Here is a 26207-nt window from a genome sequence, read left to right on the forward strand (position 1 = left end):
GCGCCACCGCCTTTCATCGGTTCTCGCGGTCCCACGGCAGCGGTACGCCACGGACCCGGCGGCGCGCCCTGGCGTAGCCGAGGGGACCCGCCAGCATGCCGCGGCGCTCCAGCCGCGAGAGATGGCGTGGCCAGGGGTGGTCCTGGGTGCCGTGCGCCCCCGGCACGACGGCGCCGCCGGAGTCGCGGTGCGCGGTGATGGTGCGGGCGTGGACAAGGCCGCGGGGAAGTTTCCGCAGCAGTGCGGGCAGCAGCGCGGGGCGCCGCACCAGCAGGGCGGTGAGATACGCGGTGAGCCCGGCCCCGTATCCGTACGCCTGGTTCGTCAGGTCCCGCCAGGTCTCCCGGTGGTGGTGCCAGACCAGGGCCTCGGGGGTGTAGCGCAGCCGGTGGCCGGCGGCGAGGACGCTCACGAAGGCGTAGAGGTCGTCGCCTCCCCGGGCGGGGGTGCCGGTGCCGGTCGCCGGGTCGAAGCCACCGATCGCGCGCAGTGCCGCCGCCCGGAAGGCCATGTTGGCGCCGGAGCCGAAGCTGCCCGCGGTGAACGGGAACAGCGGTTCGTCCGCGGGCGGGTCGGCCGGGTCGTAGGTCCGGGGCGCGAAGCCCTTGGCGAAGCCGCCGTGGCTCTCCAGCAGGATCTGCGCGGGGGTGCCGAGCTTCGCGGGCAGGATCAGGCCGGTCGTGCAGCCGAGGCCGGGGTCGGCCGCGAAGGGCGCGGTGAGGGCGGAGAGCCACCGCCGGTCGGCGACGACGTCGTCGTCGGTGAAGGCGATGACCTCGCCCCCGGCGACCGCGACACCCCGGTTGTGGGCGATCGCGAGACCGGGCACGGTCTCGCGGGCGTAGCGGACGCGGTCGGCGTACTTGTGCTCGACGAGGTCCTGGGTGGCGCCGGTGACGGGTGCGTTGTCCACGACGAGGATCTCGAAGTCGGGGTGGTCCTGCGCGAGCAGCGAGTCGAGCGCGCGGGCGAGCTGGTCGGCTCGCTCGCGGGTCGCGACGACGACACTGACCCGCGGTGGCGGACCGTCCGCCGGGCCCGCGGTGCGCTCGTCCCCGGCCGGGCGGATCCCCTTCAGGTGCGCGCGGGCGGCCGCCGCCACCGTTGTCGCGGGGTCCTCGCCCGGCGGGACGTGGCAGACGATCGTGGCGGCGGGCCGGCCGCGCAGCCGGACCAGGGCGTACATGTCCCCCTCGGTTGCGGGCTCGGCCGCGTCCAGGGCGGGGCCGAAACTCAGCACGGCGCCCCCGGGGCCGTCCAGGTCCAGTTCGGTGACCTGGATCGGCGGCAACTGCGGTACGTGGGTGTCCATCGTTCTTCCCTGCTTCCGAGTGCTCCCGATGTCAGTGGCCGCGCAGCCGGGCCAGCCGGTTCAGCGCCGACCGGCCGTATCCGGCGAGCCTGGGCCTGCCGCGGACGAAGCTGTGGGCGCGGCGGCCGGGTTCGCGGCTGATGCGGTACAGCGCGGCCCGCGGCCCGGGGCGGACGGACGAACCTTCCTGGACCAGCAGTTCGCAGGTGCGCAGCGCGTCCTTGTACTCCGCGTCGCCGCGGCCGAGGTCGAGCATCCCTATACCCTCCGCCGCCGCCGACTCGGCCATCCGCAGATGCAGGATCAGCCCCGGTGAGTACTTGGCGAACTCCGGGTCGTACGCCGGGAACCAGCAGGACAGCACGGTCCTCGACCGCAGGCCGAAGTGCGCGGCGACCGGCCGGTCCGCGGCGTAGAGCACGGAGAGCACACCGGAGCAGCCGGGCGCCCGTGTCCCGTGGAGGTCGCGCACCAGCGAGCTGATCCAGTCCTTGGCGAACCGGTCGCGGCGGCCCGTTCTGCGGTACTGAGCGGACTTCCACTCCATGAGCCGGCGCAGCGCGGCCGGATCACGCTCGTCGAAGACGAAGCGCACCCGGCCCGCCTGCCGGCCGAGCCTGCGCTCCTTGGCCAGGGTGGTCTTGAGGAACTTGGGCGACCGGGCCCGCAGCTCCTCCTCGTACGCCTCGTATCCCGTCCCGACGTCGATGACCGGCGAGGCGAACTCCTCCGCGGCGCCGGGCGAGAACAGCGGCTGACCCGCTTCGAGGTTGTCGAACTCCCAGGCGGACAGCCGGCAGGCCCGCAGCAGCTCGCGGGCCGTGATCTCCAGGCCGGGGCGCAGGATCGCGCCCTGGCAGTCGGACACGCCCAGTCCGATCGCCCGGCCGTGGCCGAGCGGACCGCGCTCGTGGGGGAAGAACCCGGCGGGCTCCCCGTCCTCGCGCAGTACGGCCACTCCGGCATCCGGCCGCACCCGGCCGACGGCCAGGGTGAACTCCGGCTCCATGAAGGGGTTGGCGGGCATGCCGGTCTTGGCACGCAGCTCACGCCAGGCCTCCGTCTCCCCCTCCGCCAGCTCCTCGGGCTTCACGACATGAATGCGTACACCGCTCAACTCGACCCCCCGGCCGCTCCCCTGGAACTTCCCCGGACAGGACGCTACCGGTCGAAATGCGCCCAGGACAGGGAGCATCACCCATCTTGTGACGGAGTTGTACAGGTTCCCGGCCGTGAGGTTATGTGCGGTGTTCGAGTGACGGGCGGGCTTGTGCACCAATGTGGCGAGAGTTGGCCAACTGTCCTTCGAATGAGACCGGTTGATCGTAGGATCTGACTGCTCCCGACCCCCCTAGGGAGCTTTGTGTGTCCTGGAAGGGCTCAGCTCCGTGATCGTGATCAACGTCGTGGTCTGCAAGGACGCCGATTCGAGGTCGTCGTGGTGAGCCGGGCCGGCGCCGGACCGGGGGTGTGGTGGCCCGTCGCGTTGATCGTCGCCGCCGCCGGGGCGGCGCTCACCGGCCGGGCCGCGGCCGACGCCGAGTGGCGGCAGATCCTGGCCGGCGGCTGCGCCGCCGTCGCGGTGCTGGTGATCGCCTGGGCCGTGATGCTGTCACGGCAGCTGGCGCTGGAGCGGGCGGGCCGCGACCTGGACCGGCGCACCGCCGCCGCCCGCGGCGCCGAGATCGCCCACCTCGCGGCGGTCCGGCTGCCCGCGATCACCGACCGGCTGCGCACGGGCCGGCGGCTGGACACCGTGCCGGGCCCGCTCGCACCCGCCGCCCACACCGGCGAGGAGTTCGCCCGTGCCCTGACGGCCGTGGTCGACGCGCTCGGCTCGGACGACGCCGTACGCCGCGAACGGGCGCTGCGCGACTCCGTCCAGGCGGCCTTCGAGTCGGTCGCCCGCAACATGCACGCCATGGCCACCGTCCAGCAGCAGGTGCTCGACCGCGTCGAGCAGACCATCGACGACCCGCGGCTGATGGCCGAGGTCATGAAGGCCGACCACGCGGCGGCCCAGATGACCCGCAAGGCGCAGACCCTGCTGGTGATGTGCGGCATCTGGCCGGCTCGGCGCGAGACCCGGCCGGTCTCGCTCTACGACTGCGTACGCGGCGCACAGTCCCGGATCGTGGAGTTCGGCCGGATCGACGTGCACGGCGGCCAGACGCTCTACGTCGTGCCGCCCGCGGTCGAGGGCCTGATGCACGCGATCGCCGAACTCCTGGAGAACGCCACGGTGTTCTCCCCCTCCCGCACCCAGGTCGTCGTCACCGTCCGCGAGGTGGGCGCCGGAGCGGTGGTGGAGATCGACGACGCGGGGCTCGGCATGCCGCCGGACGTGCTCCACCAGGCCCAGGCCCGGCTGCGCGAGGAGATGGACCTGGCGAACCTCGGCGCGGTGCCGCGCCTCGGACTCGCCTGCGTCGGGCGCTGGAGCCGGGAGCTCGGATTCAAGGTGGAACTGACGGGAGCGTCCGCGTACGGCGGCACCCGTGCGGTGACCTTCGTGCCGTACCGGCTGCTGACCGAGCCGCTGTCGCACTTCTCCCACCCCGCCGACCGCGGCACCGTCTCCGCGTCCCGCGCCGACCGGGCCGGCACCCACACGTCGCCGAACGGCACCGCTCAGCAGGCAGCCCTCCCCGGGCATGCCGCTCCGGGGGCGCTGCCCCGCCGGCGCAGCCGCCGGGGCGCCGCCGTGGAGGCCGCCGCCCAACAGGCCCTCCAGGCACCGCCGCCGGCACCGTCCGCACCCGAGGGTCCCGCCTGGACCCCGGAGGCCGCTCGGGCGTCGATCGCCAGTGTGGTCTCCGGTTCGCGCCGCGGGCGCGCGGCCGTGGACGACACCGCAACCGACCCGTACGACCCAAGCGATGGAGGCCGGCCGTGACCGGGACCATAACCAGACTTCCCGACCTGGGCTGGATGCTGCGACCGCTCACCGAGATCCCGGGCGTCCGGCACGCGGTGGTGGTGTCCGAGGACGGGCTGCGCCTCGGGCACGCCTCTGCGGAGAACCTCTCGGGGCCCGTCGCCTCGCTCAGCGTGGGTGAGGCCGAGGCGCTCTCCGCGGCCTGCGCGGCGATGACGATGACCGGACGCTCCACCGCCGCGCTGCTGTTCGGCGGCGGCGCCGGCGTCCGCCAGCTGATGCTGGAGTCCGAGCACGGCTTCGTGCTCTTCACCCACGCGGGAGTGGGCACGCACCTGGGCGTGGCCACCGACCCGAGTGCCGATGTCGGACTGGTCGCGCAGCAGATGCAGTTGCTGGTCGCGAAGATCGGCGCCCACCTGGCCAGCCAGCCGCGGGACCCGGTGACCGATTCGTCATGACCGGCCGCCCGGAGGAACGGACCACATCGGCGGTACGCCCGTATGTGATCACAGGGGGACGTTCGGACAGCGGCGGTGAGTCGCTGTCCTGGGAGACCCTCGTGATGGCCACGGACGCCGCCTTTCCCGCGTCCCTCCAGCCGGAGCACCACATGATCCTGACCCAGTGCCAGGGGCTGCTGTCGGTCGCCGAGGTGGCGGCCCACATCGGCCAGCCGCCCTCGGTCGTCCAGGTACTGCTGTCCGATCTCGTCGAGTGGGGACTGATCGTGGTCCGCCCGCCCGTCCCGCCGGCCGAACGCACCGATGTGACCATGCTCAGAAAGGTCCTCCATGGCCTCGAAAGCCGCCTCTGACGCCCCGGACCGGGCGCCGGGCGCCGCAGCGGGACGCCCGGCCCCGTCCCCGGTCGCACAGCCGGGCAAGTACGTCACCCCCAGCGTCGCGGGCGCCGCGAAGATCCTTGTCGTCGGACCGCTGGGGGTCGGCAAGACGACGCTCATCGGCACCGTCTCGGAGATCGCGCCGCTGTCGACCGAGGCGATGATGACGCGGGCGGGGGCCCGCGTCGACACAAACGTCCACAGCGGCAAGACGACCACGACCGTCGCCCTGGACTTCGGCCGCATGACGATCGACGGCGATCTGGTGCTCTATCTGTTCGGCACCCCGGGCCAGCCGCGCTTCCTGCCCGCGTGGCGGGACCTCGCCAAGGGCTCGCTCGGCGCGCTGGCCCTGGTCGACACCCGTGATCTGGAGGCCTCCTTCGACGCCCTGGGCAATCTGGAGGACCTCGAGCTGCCGTTCGCCGTCGCCGTCAATCTCTTCCCGGAAAGCCCGCAGCACGACGAGAAGGAGCTGCGGGCGGCCCTCGACCTGCTCCCCGAGACCCCCCTGGTCACCTGTGACGCCCGGGACGCCCGCTCGTCGGTCGGAGCGCTGATCGCTCTGGTCAGCCACCTCATCAACGCCGCCACGGAGTCGTCATGACCCTTCCGCCCCCGCCCACCGGCACCTCCCGTCCGCCGGCCGGTGGGCGCTGCCCGGTGGCCACCCCGCTGTACGGCCCGGACCTCGACGGCGACACCATGCCCGCCTTCTACGAGAAGCTGCGCCGCGAACACGGCCCGGTGGCGCCGGTGACCATCGCGCCCGGCATGCAGGCCTGGCTGGTGCTCGGCCACCGCGAACTGCTCCGCCTCACACGCGAGGAGCAGGACTTCTCGCACGACCCGCGCCGCTGGACCCTGCTGCGCGAGGGCCGGGTCCCGCTCGACTCGCCGATCATGCCGATGGTCGGCTGGCGGCCCGCGCTGCTGTTCACCGACGGGCAGCAGCACCGCCGGATGCGTTCCGCCGTCTCCCACGCACTGGCCTGCATCAACGGGCACGAACTGCGCCGCAGCGTACGGGCCACCGCCGAGCGGCTGATCGCCTCCTTCGCCGACCGCCACGAGGCGGACCTGGTGCCGCACTACGCGCGCAAGCTGCCGCTCCAGGTCATCACCGGCCTCCTCGGCCTGGACGAACGGACGGGCCAGCAGCTGGTGCAGGCGATCGCCGGGATGGTCGCCGCCAACGCGGACTCCGTCAACGCCGCGCAGCGCATGAACACGATCCTCCAGTGCCTCATCGAGGAGAAGCGGCGCAGGCCCGGCAACGACGTCACCTCGTCTCTGCTGCACCACCCGGCACGGCTCACCGACGAGGAGGTGCTGCACAACCTCGTGGTGATGTTCGTGGCCGGCAACCAGACCACCGTCAACTGGATCGCGACCACGCTGCGCATCCTGCTGTGCGACCCGGCCTTCCGCTCCTCGCTCACCGGCGGGCATCTGAGCGTCGACGACGCACTCGACCTGGTGCTGTGGCGCTACCCGCCGACGCAGAACTTCCCGGCCCGGTACGCCACCCGGGACCTGGAGTTCGGCGGCCGGCAGATCCGCACGGGCGACATGCTCGTGCTCGGCCTCGCGGGAGCCAACCAGGATCCCGAGGTCCTGCCGCCCGACGGCGTCCCGGTGACCGGCAACCGCTCGCACCTGGCGTTCGGCGCGGGTCCGCACACCTGCCCGGCGCAGGACCCGGCCCGGCTGATCACCCGTACCGCCGTGGACACCATCCGGCACCGGCTGCCCGATCTGGAGCTGGCCGTACCGGAGTCGGACCTGGGATGGATCAAGTCGCCCTGGAGCAAGGGGCTGGCGGCGCTGCCGGTGCGGTTCACCGAGCCGCAGCTGCCGCAGGCCGCGCCGTCCCCCGCCGCAGAGCAGCAGGCCTTCTCGCAGACCTTCCCGCAGTCAGGAGAGCCCCGTTGAACACCTCCCCCAGCACGCCGCACCGCATGGACCCGGCCGGTGGCTGCCCGCACGCGGCCAATGCCCGGCTGCTCGCCGAGAACGCGGTGGCCGAGGTCGTCCTGCCCGGTGACGTCCCGGCCATGGCCGTCCTGGGGCACGAGGCGCTCAAGGATTTCCTCGCCCGGCCCGACGTCGCCAAGGGGGCCGCACACTTCGCCGCGCTCCAGGCCGGTGAGATACCCGACGGCTGGCCGCTGAAGACGTTCGCCACCGTGCAGGGGATGACCACCGCCGACGGTGACGACCACCGCCGGCTGCGATCGCTGGTGAGCAAGGCGTTCACCGCCCGACGGGTGGAGGCGCTGCGGCCGCGGATCGCCGCGGTGACCGCCGAGCTGCTCGACGGACTCGCCGCCGCGGCCGCGGCGGGCGGCGGAGTCGCCGACCTGCGCACCCACTTCGCGCTGCCGCTGCCGATGGGTGTGATCTGCGAACTCCTCGGGGTGGACGCCGAGCACCAGGACCGGCTGCACCACCTGTCCAACCAGGTGGTGAGCACCTCCATCGGTCCCGAGGAGGCGATGGCCGCCAACCGCGAGATGGTGGAACTCCTCGCCACCGTGGCCGCGACCCGGATGCAGGACCCCGGCACCGATCTCACCAGCGCGCTGATCGCGGCCCGCGAGGAGGACGGCGACCGGCTCAGCCGGCAGGAGCTGATCGGCACCCTGCTGCTGATGATCATCGCGGGTCACGAGACCACGCTGAACCTGATCACCAACGCCGTGCGTGCCCTGTGCACCCACCGCGACCAGCTGGAGCTGGCGCAGTCCGGCAAGGCCGGGTGGGCGGACGTGGTGGAGGAGACGCTGCGCTGGGACAGCCCGGTCAGCTTCTTCCCGTTCCGCTATCCCACCCGCGACATCACGCTGGACGGGACCGTGATCCCCGAGGGCACGCCGGTGCTGGCCGGTTACTCGGCGGCAGGCCGGGACACGGCCGCGCACGGGCCGGACGCGGACCGCTTCGACATCACCCGCACCGCCGCGACCCGGCATCTCTCGCTCGGCCACGGCGCGCACTACTGCCTGGGCGCGCCGCTGGCCCGGATGGAGGCGACGATCGCGCTGGAGCAGCTGTTCACGCGCTTCCCGCGGCTGGACCTCGCGGTGCCCGACGACGAACTGCCGCGCCATGCAAGCTTCGTGGGCAACAGCGTGCAGAAGCTGCCGGTGCGGCCGGGGGCCTGAGAGACGGCGGGCCGGGGTCCGGTTCCAGCAGATACGGCAGCCGGGTATCCCCGTGCTCCGGCTCAGCGGAGTCCCGCGCCCCCGCTCAGCCCAGCCCCGCCCCCGGTCAGCGCAACCCCGTGCCCCCGCTCAGCGCAGCGCCGCGTCCACTGCGGCCTGCGCGTGCAGCCGGGTCGTCGGGAACACCGGCACCGGGCTGTCCCCGGCCCCGATCAGCAGCTCGATCTCGGTGCAGCCGAGGATGACCCCCTCCGCGCCCTCCGCGACCAGCGCGGCGATGACCTCCTGGTACGCGGTGCGGGACTCCTCGCGTACGACACCGAGGCAGAGTTCCTCGTAGATCACCCGGTGCACCAGGGCGCGCCCCGCGGCGTCCGGGACGACGACGTCGAGCCCGTGCTCCGCCAGCCTGTCGCGGTAGAAGGCCTGCTCCATCGTGAAGGCGGTGCCGAGCAGCCCGACCCGGCCGAGGCCCGCGGCCCGTACGGCGTCCGCGGTCGCGTCTCCCAGGTGCAGCAGCGGGACGGAAACGGCCGCCTCGACCTGCCCTGCGACCTTGTGCATGGTGTTGGTGCAGATCAGCAGGAGTTCGGCGCCCCCGGCCTCCAGCCCCTTCGCGGCCCCGGCGAGGATCTCCCCCGCCCGCTCCCACTCCCCCGCCGCCTGCAGTTCCTCGATGTCGGCGAAGTCGACGGAGTGCAGCACGCACCGGGCGGAGTGCAGTCCGCCGAGCCTCTCGCGTACGAACTCGTTGAGAAGCCGGTAGTACTCCGCGCTGGATTCCCAGCTCATGCCGCCGATCAGCCCGATGGTCCTCATGACTTCACTGTGCCGGACCGGTGGGCGGCGGGGCGAGCTGCGGCCCCCGGCGGGGGTGACCGACACTGGAGGGCATGTCTGAGGTCATCGCCGTCACCGGAGCCGGCGGCCGCATCGGCGGCCGTGTCGCACGTCGTCTCGCCGAACAGGGTGCCGCCGTGCGGCTGTTGGGACGGGACCCGGCGCGGCTGCCCCGGATCGCGGGGTCCTCTCTCGCGCCGGGTGCCCCGTACGGGGACGCCGAGGCGATGCGCGGGGCCTGCGAGGGCACGGGAACCCTCTTCCTCGTCTCCGCGCACGAGGCGCGGGACCGGGTGCGGCAGCACACCACCGCCGTCGACGCGGCCGTCGCGGCCGGGGTCGGGCGGATCGTGTACGTGTCCTTCCTCGGCGCCTCGCCGGACGCCACGTTCACCTTCGCCCGCGACCACTGGCACACCGAGCAGCACATCCGGGCCTCGGGCGTGCGGTACACCTTCCTGCGCGACAGCTTCTATCTGCTCGCACTGGCGTCGATGGCCGGGGCGGACGGGGTGATCCGCGGGCCGGCGGGCGAGGGGCGGGTCTCGGCGGTCGCCCACGACGACATCGCGGACTCGGCGGTGAGCGTGCTGCTCGGGGAGGGCCACGACGGCCGGACGTACGACATCACCGGACCGGCGGCCCTCTCCCTGACCGAGGTGGCCGCCGAGCTGAGCCGTGTCACCGGCCGCACGGTCCGCTACGAGAACGAGACCCGGCAGGAGGCCTACGCCTCACGTGCCGGACACGGCGCCGAGGACTGGGCGGTGACCGGCTGGGTCACCTCTTACGAGGCGATCGCCAACGGGGAGATGGCCGAGGTCTCCGACGCGGTGCCGCGGCTGACCGGACGTCCCGCGCAGAGTCTCGCCCGCTACCTGGACGAGAACCCGGACGCCTACCGGCACCTGACTCCCTGACGCCATACGTCGCTCACCAGGGGGACGCCGGGGCGGTAGGCGAGATGGACATGACTCGGCGCGTCGAGCAGCGCGATGTCCGCGCGGGCGCCGGGCGCGATCCGGCCGATGTCGGTACGGCGCAGTGCGGCGGCGCCGCCCGCGGTCGCCGACCAGATCGCCTCGTCCGGGGTCATCCCCATGTCGCGTACGGCGAGGGCGATGCAGAACGGCATCGACGAGGTGAACGACGAGCCGGGGTTGCAGTCCGTCGACAGCGCCACGGTGGCTCCCGCGTCGAGCAGCCGGCGGGCGTCGGGCCACACCGCCCGGGTCGAGAACTCCGCGCCCGGCAGCAGCGTGGCGACCGTGCTGCCGCTCGCGAGCGCGTCGACGTCCGCGTCCGTGAGATGGGTGCAGTGGTCGGCGCTGGCCGCGTCGAGTTCGACGGCGAGCTGGACCCCGGGGCCGAAGCTGAGCTGGTTGGCGTGCACGCGGGGGACGAGACCCTTCGCCCGGCCCGCGGTGAGGATCGCGCGCGCCTGGTCGCCGTCGAACGCGCCCTTCTCGCAGAAGACGTCGATCCATCGGGCGTGGGGCGCACAGGCGTCGAGCATCTCGCCGGTGACCAGGTCGACGTAACCGGCGGGGTCATCGGCGTAGTCGGGCGGGACGATGTGCGCGCCGAGGTAGGTGACCTCCTCCGTGTGCTGCGCGGCGATGCGCAGGGCGCGGGCCTCGTCGTGGGTGGTGAGGCCGTAGCCGGACTTGGTCTCGAAGGTGGTCGTGCCCTGCCGCAGCGCCTCGTCGAGATAGCGGGTGAGATTCGCTTCGAGAGCGGCGTCGCTCGCGGCGCGGGTGGCGGCCACGGTGGTGCGGATGCCGCCGGCGGAGTAGGCGCGGCCGGACATGCGGGCATGGAACTCCGCGGTGCGGTCGCCGCCGAAGACGAGGTGGGAGTGGGAGTCGACGAACCCGGGGATCACGGCGCGTCCGCCGGCGTCGAAGGCCTCGTCGGCGGCGGGGGCGTCCGCGGCGGCTCCGACCCAGGCGACGCGGTCGCCGTCGATGACGACGGCGGCGTCGAGGACGAGGCCGAGGGGGCCGGCGTCGCCCTGGGCGGGGTCGTTGGTGACGAGGCTGCCGATGTTGGTGACGAGCGTGCTCATGGGTTCCTCTCGGGTCGTTCCGTACGGGGCCCATCCGCGCCCCGCGCCTGCGGCGCCGCCGTACGCGCTGGGGTTCCGGGCCTCAGGTCCTCAGCGCGGTGATCGCTTCCGCCAGGGCCGATGCCACGTCCGGAACCAGTGTGTGGGTGCCGGAGCGCACGACATGGCGGCCCGCGACCACCGTGTCACGCACGTCCGCCGAGGTCGCGGCGAACACCGCCGTCTCCGCCGCCAGCCGCGCCACCGGGCCCGCCGTGCGGACCGAGTCCAGTGCCACGGTCGTGAAGTCGGCGATTGCGCCGGTCTCGAGGCGCCCCGCCTCCTCCCAGCCCAGTGCCGCGTGCCCGTCACCGGTGGCGGCCCGCAGCAGCGCCGCGGCCGTCCAGTGGCCCCGGGTCCGGGTCCGCAGACGTTCGTTCAGCTCCATCGCCCGCGCCTCCTCCAGCAGGTCGATCACCGCGTGGCTGTCGCTGCCGAGCGAGAGCGGTGATCCGGCGCGCTGGAGGGCGGCGGCCGGGCCGATGCCGTCGGCGAGGTCGCGTTCGGTGGTCGGGCACATGCAGGTGCCCGTGCCGGTGGAGCCGATGAGCGCGATGTCCTCGTCCGTCAGGTGGGTGTTGTGCACGCCCGTCGTCCGGGGACCGAGCACTCCGTGGTCGGCGAGCAGCCGCGTCGGGGTGACGCCGTGCGCCGCGCGGCAGGCGTCGTTCTCGGCCGTCTGCTCGGAGAGATGGACGTGCAGCGGGGCCCGCCGGGCGGATGCCCAGGCGGCGACGGTCTCGAGCTGCGCCGCCGGAACCGCCCGTACGGAGTGGACGGCCGCGCCGATCCGCACCCGGTCGCTGTCCTTGAGCAGCGCGGCACGCTCCGCCCAGGCATCCGCGGTCCCGTCCGAGAAGCGGAGCTGGTGGGCGTCGGGCGCCTTGCCGAAGCCGGACGACAGATAGGCCGTGTCGAGCAGCGTGATGCGGATACCCGCGTCCGCGGCCGCCGCGATCAGGGCCTCGCCCATGGCGTTGGGGTCTGCGTACGGCACCCCACCGGGCCCGTGGTGCAGATAGTGGAACTCGCCCACCGCCGTGATCCCGGCCAGCGCCATCTCCGCGTACACGGCCCGCGCCAGGGCGTGGTACGTCTCCGGGGTCAACCGGGACGACACCTGGTACATCACCTCGCGCCAGGTCCAGAACGTGCCGGAGCCGACCTGGACGGTGCCGCGCAACGCCCGGTGGAAGGCGTGCGAGTGCGCGTTGGCGAGGCCCGGCAGGGTCAGCCCGGGCAGCGCGACGGCGCCGGGCTCCGGTGCCCCGACACCGATGCGGACGGCCACGATCCGGCCGTCCCGCACGTCCAGTGCCACACCCGGCTCGACATAGCTGTCCAGCCAGGCGTGTTCGGCCCAGTACGTCGTCAGCGGCACGCGAGACCCTCCAGTACGTCGGCGAGCGCCAGCACCCCGGCCACGCAGTCGTCCTCGGCCGCGAACTCGGCCGGGGAGTGCGAGACGCCCGTGGGGTTCCGTACGAACAGCATGGCGGTCGGGACCGAGCCGGAGAGGATTCCGGCGTCGTGTCCCGCGCCCGTACCGAGGACGGGCACCCGTCCGCCGAGGATCCGGTTCAGCTCGTCGCGCAGGGCGTGCTCGAACTCGACGACCGGTGTGAAGGACTCGCGTACGACGGTGAGGTCGACGCCGTCGCGCCGGGCGCGCTCCTTGGCGGCCTGCTCGACGGCGGCGACGACGGTGTCGAGGGTGGCCTGGTCGGCGGCGCGCGAGTCCAGCCAGCCGCGCACCAGTGACGGGATGGCGTTGACGCCGTTCGGCTCGACGGAGATCTTGCCGAAGGTGGCGACCGCGCCGGCGAGTTCCGCCTCGCGGCGGGCGGCGAGCACGGTCTCCGCGTACGTCAGCATCGGGTCGCGGCGGTCCACGAGGCGGGTGGTGCCGGCGTGGTTCGCCTCGCCGTGGAAGTCGAACCGCCAGCGGCCGTGCGGCCAGATGGCGGAGGCGATGCCCACGGCGTCGCCGGACAGGTCGAGCGCGCGGCCCTGCTCGACGTGCAGCTCCACGAACGCCCCGATCCGGGCGAGGCGCTCCGGGTCGGGCCCGATCGTCCCGGGGTCGTAGCCCGCCGCCTCCATGGCCTCGGGCAGCGAGACACCGTCGCCGTCCCGGAGCTCGTAGGCCTTCTCCCTGGTCAGCTGTCCGGCGCTGAGCCGGGAGCCGACACAGGCGAGGCCGAAGCGGGCGCCCTCCTCGTCACCGAAGTTGGTGACGGCCACCGGCCTGGTGAACTCCGCTCCCCTGCGGCGGAGTTCATCGAGCGCGGCGAAGGAGGACACCACACCGAGGGGGCCGTCGAAGGCGCCGCCGTCGGGGACGGAGTCGAGGTGCGAGCCCGTCACGACGGCATTCCCCGCCTCGGGGTCGCCGTGCCAGGCCCACTGGTTGCCGTTGCGGTCGGTCTCGTAGGCGAGGCCGCGGGCCTCGGCCTGCTCCTGGAACCAGGTCCGGCAGTCGGCGTCGGCCCCCGTCCACGCGTGGCGACGGTACCCCTTGGTCTCCGCGTGCCTCCCCACGGTGGCGAGCTCGGCCCACATCGAGTGGAACGAGTCACCGCCCTCGCTCACGACTCCTCCCGCATCGGGACGCGGACGCCCTTGTCGTCGGCGACGGACTCGGCGATGTCGTAGCCGGCGTCGACGTGCCGGATGACGCCCATGCCCGGGTCGTTCGTCAGCACGCGGCGGATCTTCTCGCCGGCGAGCGCGGTGCCGTCGGCCACCGAGACCTGGCCGGCGTGGATGGAGCGGCCCATGCCGACCCCGCCGCCGTGGTGGATGGAGACCCAGGACGCACCGGAGGCGACGTTGACCATCGCGTTCAGCAGCGGCCAGTCCGCGATGGCGTCCGAGCCGTCGAGCATGGCCTCGGTCTCGCGGTACGGGGACGCCACCGAACCGCAGTCCAGGTGGTCGCGGCCGATCGCGAGGGGGGCGGCCAGCTCGCCGCTCGCCACCATGTCGTTGAACCGCTCGCCCGCGCGGTCCCGCTCGCCGTAGCCGAGCCAGCAGATACGGGCCGGGAGGCCCTGGAAGTGGACCCGCTCGCCGGCCATCTTGATCCAGCGGTGCAGCGACTCGTTCTCGGGGAAGAGTTCGAGCATCGCCTTGTCGGTCTTGTGGATGTCCGAGGCCTCGCCGGACAGAGCCGCCCAGCGGAACGGGCCCCTGCCCTCGCAGAACAGCGGCCGGATGTAGGCGGGCACAAAGCCGGGGAAGTCGAACGCCCGGTCGTAGCCGGCCAGTTGGGCCTCGCCTCGGATGGAGTTGCCGTAGTCGAAGACCTCGGCCCCCGCGTCCATGAAGCCGACCATCGCCTCGACGTGCCGGGCCATGGACTCCCGGGCCCGCTGGGTGAAGTCGGCGGGCTTCTCGGCGGCGTAGGAGGCCATGTCGTCGAAGTCGACCCCGAGGGGCAGATACGCCAGCGGGTCGTGCGCCGAGGTCTGGTCGGTCACGATGTCGATGGGCGCTCCTTCGGCGAGCATCCGCGGCAGCAGCTCCGCCGCGTTGCCGAGGAGGCCGATGGAGAGCGGGCGGCGGGCGTCCCGCGCCTCGGTCGCCAGTCGGAGCGCGTGCTCCAGGGAGTCGGCGCGCACGTCCAGGTAGCGGTGCTCGATACGGCGGTCGATGGCGCGCGGGTCGACGTCGATGCAGATCGCGACGCCGTCGTTCATGGTCACGGCGAGCGGCTGGGCGCCGCCCATGCCGCCGAGGCCGGCGGTGAGGGTGATCGTCCCGGCGAGCGTGCCGCCGAACTTCTTGGCCGCGACCGCGGCGAAGGTCTCGTACGTGCCCTGAAGGATGCCCTGGGTGCCGATGTAGATCCAGGAGCCGGCCGTCATCTGGCCGTACATCGTGAGGCCGAGGGACTCCAGGCGCCGGAACTCCTCCCAGTTCGCCCAGTCGCCGACCAGGTTGGAGTTGGCGATGAGCACGCGCGGGGCCCACTCGTGCGTCTGCATGACACCGACGGGGCGGCCGGACTGGACGAGCATCGTCTCGTCCTGCTTGAGCGTCCGCAGCGTGCGCACCATGGCGTCGTAGGAGCGCCAGTCACGGGCGGCCTTGCCGGTGCCGCCGTAGACGATGAGCTTGTCGGGGTGCTCGGCGACCTCGGGGTCGAGGTTGTTCTGCAGCATGCGCAGGGCGGCTTCCTGCTGCCATCCCAGGGCGCTCAGTTCCGTACCGCGCGGTGCCCGTACCGGAGTGGAGGGCGGCCCGGCGGGCGTGGGCCGAGGGCGGTGGTGGGAGACGGGTGGGAGGGGTCCTGACATGGCGATGCCTCCTCGCGACTGCGACTGCTGGTGCGGCGGTGAATGTTGCGGCTTCTATTCACATCCTGGAGGGCTGAATAGTCTTAGTCAACAGCTGCACCCGGTCCCGCAGGATGATTGGCTGGCGCACATGTCTTCCGAACGCCGGGACCGCGCCGTACGAGCAGCCGTCGAACAGGGCCTTCTCAGCGAGGAGCAGCCCGTCACGGCCCTCCTCGACGTGGCCGGGATCCGCGCCTCCGCGATCGCCCTGCGGGACGCCTTCGCCGCCGTGACCGACGCTCCCGTGCTGCACGCCTTCGCCGTGAAGGCCGCGCCCCTCGTGCCCGTGCTGGCGCTGCTCGACGACGAGGGCGTCGGGGCGGAGGTCGCGAGCCCGGGCGAGCTGGCCCTGGCGCGGGCCGCGGGTGTGCCCTCCGGCCGCATCGTCCTCGACTCCCCCGCCAAGACCCCCGGCGAGCTGCGCGAGGCACTCACCCTCGGCATCGCGGTCAACGCCGACAACCCCCAGGAGCTCGCGCGCATCGACGCCCTCGTGCGGTCGGCGGGCAGCACGTCGCCGGTCGGACTGCGCATCAACCCCCAGGTCGGCGGAGGGGCCATCGACGCACTCTCCACCGCCACGGCGACCTCCAAGTTCGGCGTGGCACTGCGGGACGAGGGCGCCCGCGAGAGCGTCGTGCGCGCCTGTCTCGACCGGCCCTGGCTGACCAGGCTGCACACACACTCGGGCTCGCAGGGCGTACCGCTGGCGCTGATGGCCGAGGGCGTCGCCACGGCGTACGACCTCGCCGAGGAGATCAACCGCGCGGCCGGCCGGCAGCAGATCGACACCCTGGACATCGGCGGCGGGCTTCCGGTCAACTTCGCCTCCGACGAGCAGACCCCGTCCTTCGCCGAGTACGCACAACTGCTGCGGGAGCGGGTGCCGGGGCTGCTCGACGGCCGCTACGGCCTGGTGACCGAGTTCGGCCGGTCGCTGCTCGCCAAGCACGGGCTGATCCTGGCCCGGGTCGAGTACACCAAGACCTCGGGCGGGCGGCCCGTCGCGGTCACGCACGCCGGTGTGCAGGTCGCCACCCGTACCGTCTACGACCCGGCCTCCTGGCCGCTGCGCATCGAGGCCTACGACGCCAAGGGGCGGCCCCGGACGGGCGAGAACGTGGTGCAGGACGTCGCCGGCCCGGCCTGTTTCGCCGGGGACCTGCTCGCCCAGGCACGGGCGCTGCCGCGGCTGGAGCAGGGCGACGTGGTCGCCGTGCTCGACACCGGCGCGTACTACTTCTCCAACCACTACGGCTACAACAGCCTGCCCCGGCCCGGGGTGCACGGGTACACCACCGGCCCGGACGACACGGTGCGGTTCTCGGTCGTACGGGCTCCGCAGACCAGGGCCGAGATCGTCGCCGAGTCGGGCGGAGCACAGCCGGACGCCCTGCTGTAGGCCGTGGCGGCCGGCCGGGGGGCGGTTGTCGTACCCGGCTGCTTTCCTGTGGGCATGGCCAACACGAGTGTTGTCGTCGAGCGCAGGATCGCGGCCCCGCCGGCCGCCGTCTGGGACGCCCTGACGGATCTGGAGAACGCGCCGAAGGTGCTGAGCGGTGTGGAGGCGGTGGAGATTCTCTCCCCCGGCCCGTTCGGCGTCGGCACCCGCTGGCGCGAGACGCGGCGCATGATGGGCAGGCAGGCGACCGAGGAGATCCGTGTGACGGCGAGCGAACCGCCCGCCCGCTACGTGGCGGAGGCGGACTCGCAGGGCGCGCACTACGTCTCGGAGTTCCTGCTGCGGGCGGAGGGTCCGGACGCGACGCAGGTGCGGATGACGTTCAGCGCCGAGCCGCCCGGAGGGTTCGCCGGACTGCTAGCCAAGGTCTTCGGTCCGCTCGGCGCGCGGGCGGTGGCCAAGGCGATCGCGAAGGACCTCGCCGACGTGGCGGCGGCGGTGGAGGGCCGCAGCGGCTGATGCCGGGAGCGGCCCGTCTCCCGGACAGGGCGCGGACACACCCTCGCGCCCGGCCAGGGCGCGCGGCCTTCCCCGGACGGGGCGGTCTCTTCCCCGCGCAGGGCAGTCCCTTCCCCGCGCGGCGCTCACCGCCCTCCACCGGACAGGCGTGATCGGCGCCACCGAGGCATCACCCGCGCCGGACCGGGCACATCTCAACCCACACCGAACTCCGGGGGAGGCTGCCGTGACCACCGAATCGTCCCAGGCGTCCGAGGCTCCGGGCGGCGACAGTCCGCTCAAGCGAGCCATCGGGCCCAAGCTGCTGATCCTCTTCGTGATCGGCGACATCCTGGGCACCGGCATCTACGCCACGACCGGAAAGGTCGCCGGCAAGGTCGGCGGTGCGCTGTGGCTGCCGTTCGTCATCGGATTCGTCGTCGCGATCCTCACGGCCGCGTCGTACGCCGAACTCGTCGGCAAGTACCCGAAGGCCGCCGGAGCCGCGCTCTACACCCAGAAGGCGTTCAAGGTCCCGTTCCTGACCTTCATCATCGCCTTCATGGTGATGTGCTCCGGGCTGTCGTCCGCGAGCGCGGCGGCCCGGGCCTTCAGCGGGGACTACTTCCTGGAGTTCACCGACGCCATCCCGGCCACGCTGATCGCCATCCTCTTCATCCTCGCGCTGGCCGCGCTCAATCTGCGCGGTGTGTCGGAATCGGTGAAGACCAATGTCGTGCTCACCATCGTCGAGCTGACCGGCCTGCTGATCATTCTCACGATCGGCGCCTGGGCGGTGCTGTCCGGCGAGGGCGACGCCTCCCGGCTGACCGAGTTCCAGGCGACGGGCACGGGATACGCGCTGATCACCAGCGTGCTCGGCGCCACGGCACTCGGCTTCTTCGCGTTCGTCGGCTTCGAGGACTCGGTCAACATGGCCGAGGAGACCAAGGACCCCGTGCGCACCTTCCCCCGGGCGATCTTCATCGGTGTCGGCGTCACGGGCACGATCTACGTCCTGGTCGCGCTGGCGTCCTCGCTGCTGGTCGACTACAAGACGCTGGAGAAGTCCAGCGGGCCCCTGCTGGAGGTGGTCAAGGCCGGCGGCCTGGACTTCCCGCCCAAACTCTTCGCCCTGATCGCGCTGTTCGCGGTCACCAACTCCGCGCTGATCAACATCATGATGGCCTCGCGGCTCTGTTACGGCATGGCCAACGAACGCATCCTGCCGCGGGCGATGGCCAAGGTGCTGCCCGAGCGCCGTACGCCCATCGTCGGCATCGTCTTCGTCTCGGCGCTGGCGATCGGACTGGTGTCGACGGGCGAGATCGAAGGGCTCGGCGACACCACGGCGTTCCTGCTGCTGTGCGTCTTCGCGGTGGTCAACGTAGCGGTTCTGGTCCTCCGCAAGGACCCCGTCGCGCACTCCCACTTCCGCGCCCCCACCGTGCTGCCGGTGCTCGGTGCGATCACCGCGCTGATCCTGGCCAGCCCGCTGGCCGACCGTGACGCCGAGGTCTACATCCGGGCGGGCGTGCTGGTCGCGATCGGCATCGGGCTGTGGGCGGTCAACAAGATCGTGATGAAGGCGCGCGGCGAGGACACGGCCTGATCCGTACCGCTGCCGACGGCAGAGTCTGTCGTCCGAGGCGCGGACCTTATCGGGGCCGGGGCATGTTCCGATGGAAAATGCCCCAACTCCCCCCGACAGTAGCCACGTTGCGTAACCTCCCCGTCACTGGCGCACAACAGTGCGCGGAACGCCGAGGCGGGGAGGGGAGTCGGCGTGCCCGGAATCGACGAGTGTCTGCTGGAAGCCATGCTGGTGCCCGGTGCGCGCGGGGCGTCCATCGTGGACTGGATCAGCGGGCTCGCGCTCGGCACCGTCGGTGAAGCGGCCGGCCCTGATCACGAGACCACCGCGGCCGAGACGGCCGAAGTGGCCCGCATGGCCACCGAGTACACCGCGGTCGTCGCCCAGGAGCCCAGCATGCTCGGCGGCGACGGCGGACGGGGTCTCGACGGCGCCGGCACGGAGCCGCCCAAGGACGACGGGCTGGTCGTCGAGGACCTCATCGTCACCACCCGCACCTGCTATCACCTGGTGCGGTTCGTCGACACTACCGTCGACAGCAGCGTCTTCCTCCATCTGTGGCTAGACCGGGACCTGGGGAATCTCGCACTGGCCCGCATCCGACTGCAGCACCTCGCCGAAGAGCTGGTGCTCGGATGAGAGCGGCCGTGTCCCCGATGCTCGTCAGACTCGCGGACGAGCGCGCCACCGGCGTCCTCGTCCGTGACCACGGGGTGCTCTATCTGGCCGACGGCCAGGTCGTGCACGCCGAGAGCCCCGAAGCGCCCGGCCTCGACGTCCTGTTGACGGCGAGCGGCCGGCTGCGGCCGGACAGCTGGGCCGAGGCGGTCGCCCGGGCGGGCGCGCGCCACGAGGTCGCCCGCTTCCTCGTCGACAGCGGCCAGGTACCCGGGGGCGAGCTGGAGATCTGCCATCTCGCCGCCGTGTTCGACGCCGCCTTCTTCGCGCTCGCGCCGACCAGCGGCCCGACCCGGTTCCGCTACGGGGTGGTCCACTGGATCGGCCGGGTGCGGCCGGTGCCGACCCGGGTCGTCGAACGGGAGGCCCGGCGGCGGTCGACGCTGCTGAACGCCGTGTGGCCGCACCCGGGGGTCGACACGGCCCCGGTGGCGCGCAGCCGGCACCTCGCGGGACGGGCCGTCAGCCCCCGCCGACGGTCGCTGCTCGATCTGGCCGACGGCGTACGGACCCCGTCCGCCATCGCCCGGGAACTGGGGCGTCCCGCCTTCAACACCCTCATCGAGATACGGCGGCTGGCCGCCGAGGGACTCATCGGCACACCGGAGGAGTCCGCGGCACCCGCAGCCCCGCCCGTCGGCGCCGGCGCCGTGCGGACGGGGGGCCAGGAGCCGTCCTCGGCACCGGACTCCGCCATGCTCCGCCGGCTCCGTGACGCCCTGGAGGCCACGCTGTGACGCCCCGCTCCGCGCACCAGGTCCATTGCTGCACGTCATGAGGCGCGCGATGAGGCTGCGCGCAGAAAGGAGACAGCTCATGACGGCCACGGCGGACGTGCTCGCCGAACTGAAGCGGCTGCGCCTGCGGGTGCCGCAGCTGACGGGTGCGCTCGCCGCCACCGCGGACGGCCTCGTGCTGGCGTCCGACACCGCCGACGCGGAGAGCGTCGCCGCACTCACCGCCGCCGCACTCGGCGTCGGGGTGCGGCTGACCGAGGCCACCGGACAGGGGAGCTTCTGCGAGCTGCTGGTCCGGGGCGACCGGGGGTACGTCGCGACCTACGCGGCGGGCTCCTCGGCCGTCCTCACCCTCCTGGCCGAGCCACGCATCAACGTGGGACGGCTCCATCTCGAAGCCCGCCGTTCCGGCGTTCGCGTGGGCGAGCTGGTCGACGGCGCCCTCGAACGACCGGAGAACACCTGACCCATGACCGACACACCATCACGCACACCCAGCAGACGGAAAGGAAGTGCGCTTCTCATGGCCAACACCGAACGCGCCCTCAAGGAAGCCACCACTGTCATCGAGGGCGCCATCGGCGCCGCACTCGTCGACTACACCAGCGGCATGGCGCTGGGCACGGTCGGCGGCGGAAAGGATCTGGACCTCTCGGTCGCCGCCGCCGGCAACACCGATGTGGTGCGCGCCAAGGTGCGCACCATGGAGCAGCTCGGACTCAAGGACGCCATCGAGGACATCCTGATCACCCTCGGGACGCAGTACCACCTGATCCGGCTGATGAAGGGCCGGGGAACCAACGGCCTGTTCCTGTACCTGGCACTCGACAAGGAGCGGGCGAACCTCGCCATGGCCCGCCACCAGCTGAAGAAGATCGAGGCGGAGCTGGAACTCTGACCGGCCGCGGCGCCGCCGTCCGTCCCCGTGGGCGGTCAGCGGCGCCGCGCCCCTCCGGGCGCGGCGTCCCCCGCCGCGATGCCGGTGCTCCGAAATCCCTTGACCGGCCTGCCGACCGGGCCCTTGGCGGTCCAGTCGGAACGCAGCCACAGCAGCGTCTCGGTCCGGCTCTCCCGGTGACCCAGCCACCAGGCCTTGGCCCACAGCCCGGCCCCCGCGCCCGCCATCACCGCACCGCCGGCGGCGGGCAGCGCGAACGAGGTCGCGACGGCGACGACGAAGGCCGCCGGCAACCGCCACCGGTGCGCGCGCCGCCGGGCCCGCACGGTCACCCGGCGGTCCTGGAGGTGATCGGTGCGGCCGGCGCGGGTGGCGGCCTCGGCGAAGCGCACGTACCGCCCCCGCCGTAGGAGGGCGACCGCGGCCGCCGTGACGATGAACAGCGCCGCCCCGGCGAGCACCCCGATCCGGCGTCCGGTGAGCCCCGGCACCAGAAGTCCGGCACCCGCGGCGAGCACCCCCAGCCACCACAGGGGCGCCGCCCCGGCCCGTACGACCACCGCCACCCTCACCAGCGACTGCGCCCCGCGCCCCACGTCCGGTCCCCTTCCCGCGAATTGCTCGGGCGGATGCCCTCAGGGCGCGGAGAGTAGCGGCGGTTTCTGAAGGCAGCGTGAGAAGGGCCGGGGTCCTTCTCCACCGGCCGGCGGCCTCCGTCGACCGGGCGGCCGGTGCTACTCCACGAACAGTCCGCGGGCCGCCGCCCGCCCGTCGAACTCCTCCAGCCGTGCCTGCGCGTCCGGCAGGTCGTCGCACATCGCCTCCAGCAGCACCCGGCCGAGCAGCATCGGCGCGCAGGCGGTGTCGAAGGCCAGGCCCGTGCCGACCGCGGCGGGGATCAGCAGGTCGCTGTGCGCGGCGACGGGGGCGAAGGCGGAGTCGGCGACCGTGACGACCGTCAGCCCCGCCGATTGGGCGTATGCCAGTGCCTCGACGACCTCCTTGGGGTGCCGGGGCAGCGCGAAGCACAGCAGCACGCTCGCGCCCGCGCGGCGGGCGGAGTCGATGCGGTCGGCGAGCATGCTGCCGCCCTCATCGAGCAGGCGTACGTCGGGGTGCACCTTGCCGGCGAAGTACGCGAAGCCGCGGGCCTGCGAGGAGGCGGCCCGCAGACCGAGCACGGGCAGCGGGCGGGAGGCGGCGAGCAGCCGGCCCGCGCGCTCGACCGGCGAGGGATCGGCGAGCAGGTCGGAGAGATGGCGCAGGTTCTCGATCTCGGCCTGCACCGCCTGCTGGTACTCGTTGAGGCCGTCCCCGGTCTCCTCGCTCTCCGCGGGCGCCACCTCCCGCAGATGCCTGCGCAGCGCCGGGTAGCCGTCGAAGCCGAGGGCGACGGCGAAGCGGGTGACGGACGGCTGGCTGACGCCCGCGAGTTCGGCGAGTTCGACGCTGGACAGGAACGGCACGTCGGCCGCCCGGCGCACCATGCTGTGGGCGATCCGCCGCTGCGTGGGGGTGAGCCGGTGCCCCTCGAAGAGCTGCTGCAGTCGTGCGGCAGGGCTGTCGCTCATGCCGTCCCCCTCATGAGATCGGTCATCAGGTCCGTGAACCGGTCGAGCAGCGCCGCTGCCGCCGTCACGTCGTCGGTCAGCGGCCGGTCGGCGAGCTCGTCGTCCAGGACGGACTCGGCGAGCTCGTAGGCCGTCCCCACCGGGAGCGCCGGGTCGGGCCGCAGCCCGCGCTGGCGCAACGCCCTTGTGGCGGCGACGAGTTCACAGCCGACCACGAGCCGGTAGGCGGCGCCGGCGCGCAGCGTCTGACGAGCTGCCAGCGACGCGAAGCTGGCCTGCTCCTCGACGCCACGGGACAGTACCGCGTGACCCAGCGACGCGGGCGCGGAGTACGCACGCAGATCGCCGAGGGCGGCCCCGGCCGCGTATTCGAGGATCATCACGCCGGAGCTCGCGGCCTCCGCGTCGGCGAGGAACGGCCGCAGCCGGGTGAAGGCGGGCTCGTTGAGTGCGGAGAGCCGGGAGGTGGAGAGCCGGGCCGTCTGGGTCAGCGCCAGCCTGAAGTGATCCAGGTCCAGGGCGAGTTGGGCCATGTAGAAACCGCCGTGGTGATAGGCGGCCATATCCGAGGGGCAGATCAGCGGGTTCTCTGCGGCGGCGTTGATCTCCACCGCGAGGGTCCGCTCCAGCGCGTCGGCTGCGTCCTCGGCGGGGCCGTGGATCTGCGGCAGACAGCGGAATCCGTACGGGTCCTGGATGCGGCCGAGCGGCGGGGTGGGCCGCTCGGGTGCGCCGAGCAGTCGGCGCATCCTGGTGGCGACGGCGTAGGTGCCGGGGTGCGGGCGCGCCGCGTGCACGGGCTCGGCGACCGCCTCGTAGGAGCCGTCGACGGCCAGCAGCGAGAGCCCGGCGACGAGTTCGGTGGCGCGGACGAGGGCGCGCAGTTCGCCGAGGGCGAGCGCGGACTGACCGAGCGTCAGGGCGTTGGAGCTGATCAGCGCCAGGGCGTCGTTGTTGTCGAGGGCCTGCGCCTGCGGGGGCGTGCCGCCCCGCCAGGGGTGCTCGCCGGCGAGGGCGAGGCCCATCTGCGAGAGGGCCGCGATGTCACCGGTGCCGACCGAGCCGAACTCGTTGACGACCGGGTACGCACCCGACTCCAGGGCCTCGCACAGCGCGGTGACGACGCCGGGCCGCAGCCCCGCGCCGCCCGCGAGCAACTGGTTGGCGCGGACGGCGAGCATGGCGCGGACCTCGCGGGCGGGCAGTTCGTCGCCGATCGCCCCGCCGTGGGAGCGCAGCAGCCGCAGGCCGTGGCCGGCCGCCGCGTCGGAGGGCACGGCTTCGTTCCGGTTGGCGCCGACGCCGGTGGAACGGCCGTAGACCCTGCCGGACGCGGCGAGCTCACGAGCGGCGTCCCAGGCGACCTCGACGCGCTTCATCGCTTCGGAACCGGGTACGGGACGGGCCGCGCCGTCGGCCAGCCGGACGATGTCCGCGACCGGGAGGCTCTGTCCGTCGAGGACCACGATGCCGGTGGATGAGTCCATCATGTGGGACGACATCATGCGCGAAACCCTCCTTTTCCGGACGGTCTGTCTTGCCTCGCGAGCATCCGCACCCAGCGATTCACCCCGAGGCATTGACAACTTATTCAGACACCGAGAACTCTGCATGACTATATGCAGCCCGGGCAAGGGACGACTGATGATCAAATTCGATGCAGTGAACAAGCGGTTCCCCAACGGCACCACTGCAGTCCACGACCTCACTCTGGAGATGCCCGACGGCGGGATCACCGTCCTCGTCGGGTCCTCCGGATGCGGTAAGACCACGACCCTGCGCATGATCAACCGGATGGTCGATCCGACGTCCGGCACCATCCACGTCGGTGGCAAGGACGTCCTCGCACAGGACGCGGCGGAACTGCGCCGCTCCATCGGCTACGTCATCCAGCAGTCGGGACTGTTCCCGCATCGCACGATCATCGACAACATCGCGACGGTCCCGCTGCTGCTGGGCTGGGGCCGCAGGAAGGCCCGCGCCCGTGCCGCGGAACTGCTGGAGATTGTCGGCCTCGCGCCCGAGACCGCCAAGCGCTACCCCCACCAGCTCTCCGGCGGCCAGCAGCAGCGTGTCGGCGTGGCCCGGGCCCTCGCGGCCGACCCGCCCGTCCTGCTGATGGACGAGCCCTTCGGCGCGGTCGACCCGGTCGTCCGCACCCAGCTCCAGGACGAACTGCTGCGTCTCCAGCAGGAGCTCAGCAAGACGATCGTCTTCGTCACGCACGACATCGACGAGGCCGTGCGCCTCGGCGACCGCATAGCCGTCTTCCGCACGGGCGGTCATCTGGTGCAGTGCGCTACCCCGGCAGAACTGCTGGCCCGTCCGGCGGACGACTTCGTGGCGGACTTCCTGGGCGCCGAGCGGGGCCTGAAGCTGCTGTCGCTCAGCACCCTCGCGGACGTGCCGCAGAGCCCCCTTCCGCAGACCGGCCGCTGGGAGCTCGCCCTCGACGAGGCCCGCGTCCCGCTCGGCTGGCGCGACAAGGCCACCGACGCCTTCGACGCGGACCTGCTCCCGGTCCGCCCGCTGCGCGACACGGACTCCCTGCTCTCCGCCCTGAACGAGTCGGTGGCCTCGCCCGCCGGGCTGGTGGCCCGGGTCGACGCCGACGGCGTGCTCACCGGCGTCACCTCGCGCGAGGACATCCACGAGCGGGCCGGCTCGGCCCACTCCGCGGCCCGGGTGGCCGTATGACCATCGACTGGTCGTGGATCGCCGACCATGCCGGCGACCTCACCACGCTGAGCGTCTCCCACCTCCAGGCCGCTCTCGGCGCGGTGCTCCTGGGGCTGGTCATCTCGCTCCCGCTCGCGGTGCTCGCCCACCGCGTCCGCCCGCTGCGCGGCTTCCTCCTCGGAATGTCGAACGTGCTGTTCACGATCCCGTCGATCGCCGTGTTCGTGCTGCTCCTGCCGGTCTCCGGGCTCACCCGCACCACCACCGTGATCGGGCTGACGATCTACACCCTCGTCGTCCTCCTGCGGAACACCGTCGAGGGCCTCGACGCCGTGCCCGCCCGTACCAAAGAAGCGGCCAAGGCCATGGGCACCCGACCGCTGCGGACCCTGTTCACCGTAGAACTCCCGCTGGCGCTGCCGGTGATCATGGCCGGGGTGCGGATCGCCACCGTCATGTCCATCTCGCTCGTCAGCGTCGCCACCTACATCGGCGACGGTGGCCTCGGCCAGCTCTTCACCGACGGCTTCCAGCGCAACTTCCCGACCCCCGTGGTCGCCGGAGTGGTCCTCACCCTCCTCCTCGCGCTGATCGCGGACGCCCTGCTCGTCGCCGTGCAGTACGTCCTCACCCCCTGGACCAGGAAGGGCAGGGCCTGA

Annotated in this window: 26 protein-coding genes; 16 read left to right on the forward strand and 10 right to left on the reverse strand. The window is 72.7% G+C overall.

The features are described from left to right. Positions 1 to 13: 13 nt before the first annotated feature. Positions 14 to 1312, reverse strand: a complete 1299-nt coding sequence (locus tag ABTX78_RS13050; RefSeq protein ID WP_352206869.1) for a glycosyltransferase family 2 protein — start codon at positions 1310 to 1312, stop codon at positions 14 to 16. A gap of 31 nt (positions 1313 to 1343) precedes the next feature. After that, positions 1344 to 2429 carry a GNAT family N-acetyltransferase gene (locus tag ABTX78_RS13055; RefSeq protein WP_352206870.1) on the reverse strand — a complete coding sequence of 362 codons (1086 nt, stop codon included), beginning with the start codon at positions 2427 to 2429 and terminating at the stop codon, positions 1344 to 1346. Positions 2430 to 2753: 324 nt separating this feature from the next. Between ABTX78_RS13055 and ABTX78_RS13060 the strand changes: the two genes are divergently transcribed. From ABTX78_RS13060 to ABTX78_RS13085, 6 genes are read left to right on the forward strand one after another with little or no spacing between them, the layout of a single operon-like run. Next, the gene (locus ABTX78_RS13060) at positions 2754 to 4208 is read left to right on the forward strand and encodes an ATP-binding protein (RefSeq protein WP_502993862.1); all 1455 of its coding nucleotides are present in this window, start codon (positions 2754 to 2756) and stop codon (positions 4206 to 4208) included. Next, complete coding sequence (locus ABTX78_RS13065; RefSeq protein ID WP_352206871.1) at positions 4205 to 4651, forward strand: roadblock/LC7 domain-containing protein; 447 nt, start codon at positions 4205 to 4207, stop codon at positions 4649 to 4651. Before ABTX78_RS13060 ends, ABTX78_RS13065 begins: the two co-directional genes overlap by 4 nt. After that, the gene (locus tag ABTX78_RS13070) at positions 4648 to 5007 is read left to right on the forward strand and encodes a DUF742 domain-containing protein (RefSeq protein ID WP_352206872.1); all 360 of its coding nucleotides are present in this window, start codon (positions 4648 to 4650) and stop codon (positions 5005 to 5007) included. The genes ABTX78_RS13065 and ABTX78_RS13070 overlap by 4 nt, the downstream gene beginning before the upstream one ends. Beyond that, positions 4985 to 5641, forward strand: coding sequence for a GTP-binding protein (locus ABTX78_RS13075; RefSeq protein WP_352206873.1), 657 nt, complete (start codon positions 4985 to 4987; stop codon positions 5639 to 5641). The genes ABTX78_RS13070 and ABTX78_RS13075 overlap by 23 nt, the downstream gene beginning before the upstream one ends. After that, a complete protein-coding gene (locus ABTX78_RS13080) occupies positions 5638 to 6969 on the forward strand; it encodes a cytochrome P450 (RefSeq protein ID WP_352206874.1) in 1332 nt (443 codons plus the stop codon). The genes ABTX78_RS13075 and ABTX78_RS13080 overlap by 4 nt, the downstream gene beginning before the upstream one ends. A gap of 26 nt (positions 6970 to 6995) precedes the next feature. Further along, positions 6996 to 8201 carry a cytochrome P450 family protein gene (locus ABTX78_RS13085; RefSeq protein WP_352207060.1) on the forward strand — a complete coding sequence of 402 codons (1206 nt, stop codon included), beginning with the start codon at positions 6996 to 6998 and terminating at the stop codon, positions 8199 to 8201. Positions 8202 to 8330: 129 nt separating this feature from the next. Here ABTX78_RS13085 and ABTX78_RS13090 read toward each other — a convergent pair whose 3' ends face one another. Further along, positions 8331 to 9020: an aspartate/glutamate racemase family protein gene (locus ABTX78_RS13090; RefSeq protein ID WP_352206875.1), complete on the reverse strand. Its 690-nt coding sequence runs from the start codon at positions 9018 to 9020 to the stop codon at positions 8331 to 8333. Between the two features lie 74 nt (positions 9021 to 9094). On the opposite strand from ABTX78_RS13090, the gene ABTX78_RS13095 reads away from it, so the two are divergent. Further along, the gene (locus tag ABTX78_RS13095; RefSeq protein ID WP_352206876.1) at positions 9095 to 9961 is read left to right on the forward strand and encodes an SDR family oxidoreductase; all 867 of its coding nucleotides are present in this window, start codon (positions 9095 to 9097) and stop codon (positions 9959 to 9961) included. On the opposite strand, the gene hutI is transcribed toward ABTX78_RS13095, so the two are convergent. From hutI to hutU, 4 genes are all read right to left on the reverse strand, one after another. Continuing rightward, on the reverse strand, positions 9940 to 11109 hold the full coding sequence (hutI, locus tag ABTX78_RS13100) for an imidazolonepropionase (RefSeq protein ID WP_352206877.1): 1170 nt from the start codon (positions 11107 to 11109) through the stop codon (positions 9940 to 9942). The genes ABTX78_RS13095 and hutI overlap by 22 nt on opposite strands. A gap of 82 nt (positions 11110 to 11191) precedes the next feature. Then, complete coding sequence (locus tag ABTX78_RS13105) at positions 11192 to 12529, reverse strand: formimidoylglutamate deiminase (protein ID WP_352206878.1); 1338 nt, start codon at positions 12527 to 12529, stop codon at positions 11192 to 11194. After that, positions 12520 to 13710: an allantoate amidohydrolase gene (locus tag ABTX78_RS13110; RefSeq protein ID WP_352207061.1), complete on the reverse strand. Its 1191-nt coding sequence runs from the start codon at positions 13708 to 13710 to the stop codon at positions 12520 to 12522. The genes ABTX78_RS13105 and ABTX78_RS13110 overlap by 10 nt, the downstream gene beginning before the upstream one ends. Before the next feature lie 26 nt (positions 13711 to 13736). Then, positions 13737 to 15449, reverse strand: coding sequence for a urocanate hydratase (gene hutU, locus ABTX78_RS13115; RefSeq protein WP_352206879.1), 1713 nt, complete (start codon positions 15447 to 15449; stop codon positions 13737 to 13739). A 130-nt stretch (positions 15450 to 15579) separates the two neighbouring features. On the opposite strand from hutU, the gene ABTX78_RS13120 reads away from it, so the two are divergent. From ABTX78_RS13120 to ABTX78_RS13150, 7 genes are all read left to right on the forward strand, one after another. Continuing rightward, the gene (locus tag ABTX78_RS13120; protein WP_352206880.1) at positions 15580 to 16893 is read left to right on the forward strand and encodes a type III PLP-dependent enzyme domain-containing protein; all 1314 of its coding nucleotides are present in this window, start codon (positions 15580 to 15582) and stop codon (positions 16891 to 16893) included. 54 nt (positions 16894 to 16947) lie between these two features. Further along, positions 16948 to 17412: an SRPBCC family protein gene (locus tag ABTX78_RS13125; RefSeq protein ID WP_352206881.1), complete on the forward strand. Its 465-nt coding sequence runs from the start codon at positions 16948 to 16950 to the stop codon at positions 17410 to 17412. A 226-nt stretch (positions 17413 to 17638) separates the two neighbouring features. Next, positions 17639 to 19003, forward strand: a complete 1365-nt coding sequence (locus ABTX78_RS13130; protein ID WP_352206882.1) for an APC family permease — start codon at positions 17639 to 17641, stop codon at positions 19001 to 19003. 174 nt (positions 19004 to 19177) lie between these two features. Continuing rightward, on the forward strand, positions 19178 to 19624 hold the full coding sequence (locus ABTX78_RS13135) for a hypothetical protein (RefSeq protein WP_352206883.1): 447 nt from the start codon (positions 19178 to 19180) through the stop codon (positions 19622 to 19624). Beyond that, the gene (locus ABTX78_RS13140; RefSeq protein ID WP_352206884.1) at positions 19621 to 20400 is read left to right on the forward strand and encodes a transcriptional regulator; all 780 of its coding nucleotides are present in this window, start codon (positions 19621 to 19623) and stop codon (positions 20398 to 20400) included. The genes ABTX78_RS13135 and ABTX78_RS13140 overlap by 4 nt, the downstream gene beginning before the upstream one ends. A gap of 79 nt (positions 20401 to 20479) precedes the next feature. Beyond that, positions 20480 to 20866, forward strand: a complete 387-nt coding sequence (locus tag ABTX78_RS13145) for a roadblock/LC7 domain-containing protein (RefSeq protein WP_313945922.1) — start codon at positions 20480 to 20482, stop codon at positions 20864 to 20866. 57 nt (positions 20867 to 20923) lie between these two features. Beyond that, positions 20924 to 21298: a hypothetical protein gene (locus tag ABTX78_RS13150; RefSeq protein ID WP_352206885.1), complete on the forward strand. Its 375-nt coding sequence runs from the start codon at positions 20924 to 20926 to the stop codon at positions 21296 to 21298. A gap of 35 nt (positions 21299 to 21333) precedes the next feature. Here the strand turns inward: ABTX78_RS13150 and ABTX78_RS13155 are convergent, their stop codons facing one another. The 3 genes from ABTX78_RS13155 to ABTX78_RS13165 all read right to left on the reverse strand — a co-directional run bounded on the left by ABTX78_RS13155 (position 21334) and on the right by ABTX78_RS13165 (position 24371). Beyond that, a complete protein-coding gene (locus ABTX78_RS13155) occupies positions 21334 to 21894 on the reverse strand; it encodes a hypothetical protein (RefSeq protein WP_352206886.1) in 561 nt (186 codons plus the stop codon). A gap of 138 nt (positions 21895 to 22032) precedes the next feature. Continuing rightward, positions 22033 to 22869 (reverse strand): MurR/RpiR family transcriptional regulator, encoded by an 837-nt coding sequence (locus tag ABTX78_RS13160; RefSeq protein WP_352206887.1) that lies wholly within the window; start codon positions 22867 to 22869, stop codon positions 22033 to 22035. After that, entirely contained in the window at positions 22866 to 24371 is a 1506-nt protein-coding gene (locus ABTX78_RS13165; protein ID WP_352207062.1) for an aromatic amino acid ammonia-lyase, read from the reverse strand. The genes ABTX78_RS13160 and ABTX78_RS13165 overlap by 4 nt, the downstream gene beginning before the upstream one ends. A 142-nt stretch (positions 24372 to 24513) precedes the next feature. On the opposite strand from ABTX78_RS13165, the gene ABTX78_RS13170 reads away from it, so the two are divergent. Beyond that, positions 24514 to 25566: an ABC transporter ATP-binding protein gene (locus ABTX78_RS13170; RefSeq protein ID WP_352206888.1), complete on the forward strand. Its 1053-nt coding sequence runs from the start codon at positions 24514 to 24516 to the stop codon at positions 25564 to 25566. Continuing rightward, positions 25563 to 26207: an ABC transporter permease gene (locus ABTX78_RS13175; RefSeq protein ID WP_352206889.1), complete on the forward strand. Its 645-nt coding sequence runs from the start codon at positions 25563 to 25565 to the stop codon at positions 26205 to 26207. Before ABTX78_RS13170 ends, ABTX78_RS13175 begins: the two co-directional genes overlap by 4 nt.

The sequence above is a fragment of the Streptomyces sp. NPDC096193 genome (genome assembly GCF_040302905.1).
GTDB lineage: Bacteria > Actinomycetota > Actinomycetes > Streptomycetales > Streptomycetaceae > Streptomyces.